This is a genomic window from Promicromonospora kroppenstedtii DSM 19349, from assembly GCF_000515355.1.
Classification (GTDB): domain Bacteria; phylum Actinomycetota; class Actinomycetes; order Actinomycetales; family Cellulomonadaceae; genus Promicromonospora; species Promicromonospora kroppenstedtii.
Genome location: NZ_KI911691.1, coordinates 39,593 through 40,932 on the forward strand (window position 1 = coordinate 39,593; position 1,340 = coordinate 40,932).

The 1,340-nt window shown below is 74.1% G+C and carries 1 protein-coding gene and 1 pseudogene; both read left to right on the forward strand.

The features are described 5' to 3' along the window. Window positions 1-238: pseudogene (locus PROKR_RS35190) on the forward strand (hypothetical protein); the annotation flags it as partial. 2 nt (window positions 239-240) lie between these two features. Further along, on the forward strand, window positions 241-1,281 hold the full coding sequence (locus PROKR_RS16760; protein WP_036964859.1) for a 1-aminocyclopropane-1-carboxylate deaminase: 1,041 nt from the start codon (window positions 241-243) through the stop codon (window positions 1,279-1,281). The last annotated feature ends 59 nt before the right edge of the window (window positions 1,282-1,340 follow it).

Consider the following 1,340-nt stretch of genomic DNA (forward strand, 5'->3'; position numbering starts at 1 on the left):
GCGGCGCGCGGAACGGCTGCGGTTCGCCTCGCTCGGCGGGCGCGCGTCGTTCGCCCGGCACGAGGAGCTGATCCGGCTGTGCGCCGCCGGGGACGCCGAGCGGGCAGCGGCCGTCGCCTTCGACACCTGGGCCACCCTGCCCGCCGACCCTGACCCCGACGCCGACCCTGACCCCGACGCCGACCCCGACGCCGACACGGGCCCCAACCCCGACCCCGTCCCCGCGACCGAGGAGTAACCATGGCCCTGTCCGACTTCCCCCGCCACCCGCTGACCTTCGGGCCCAGCCCGGTCCACCCGTTGCCGCGGCTCACCGCCCACCTCGGGGGCGCGCAGATCTGGGCCAAGCGCGAGGACTGCAATGCCGGCCTCGCCTACGGCGGCAACAAGACCCGCAAGCTGGAGTACTTCGTCCCCGAGGCGCTCGCGCAGGGCGCCGACACGCTGGTGTCGATCGGCGGGTACCAGTCCAACCACACGCGCCAGGTCGCGGCGGTCGCGGCGTCGCTCGGCCTCAAGGCGGTGCTGGTCCAGGAGAACTGGGTCGACTGGCCCGACTCCGTGGCCGACCGGGTCGGCAACATCATGCTCAGCCGCATCATGGGCGCCGAGGTGCGGCTCGACCCGGCCGGCTTCGGCATCGGCTTCAAGGACTCCTGGGCCCACGCGATCGAGGATGTTCAGGAGCGCGGCGGTACGCCCTACGCCATCCCGGCGGGGGCGTCCGACCACCGGCTCGGCGGCCTCGGCTTCGCGCGGTGGGCCTACGAGGTCGAGGAGCAGGAACGCGAGCTCGGCGTCTTCTTCGACACGATCGTCGTCTGCGCGGTCACCGGCTCCACCCAGGCCGGCATGATCGCCGGGTTCGCCGCGCTGGAGGAGGCCGGCGGCCCGCGCCGCCGCGTGATCGGCGTCGACGCCAGCGCCAAGCTCGACGAGACCCGCGACCAGGTCGCCCGGATCGCGCGCGCCACCGCGGAGCTGATCGGCGTCGGCCGCCCCCTGCAGGACGACGAGATCACGGTGCTGCCCGGCTGGGCCGGCGACCTGTACGGGATCCCGGTGGAGTCGACACTCGACGCGATCCGGCTCACGGGCGAGCTGGAGGGCGTCATCATCGACCCCGTCTACGAGGGCAAGTCGATGGCGGGCCTGATCGACCTCGTGACCAGCGGCGACATCCCTGCGACCAGCAACGTGCTCTATGCCCACCTCGGCGGGCAGCCGGCGCTGAACGCCTACAGCGGCCTGTTCACGCAGACCCGCCCGCTGCTCGGCTGACGGCCGGGCCGGCGGCGTCGGGCCGGGCAGCGTTCGCCCCGGCGGCGTCCGGCCTGACG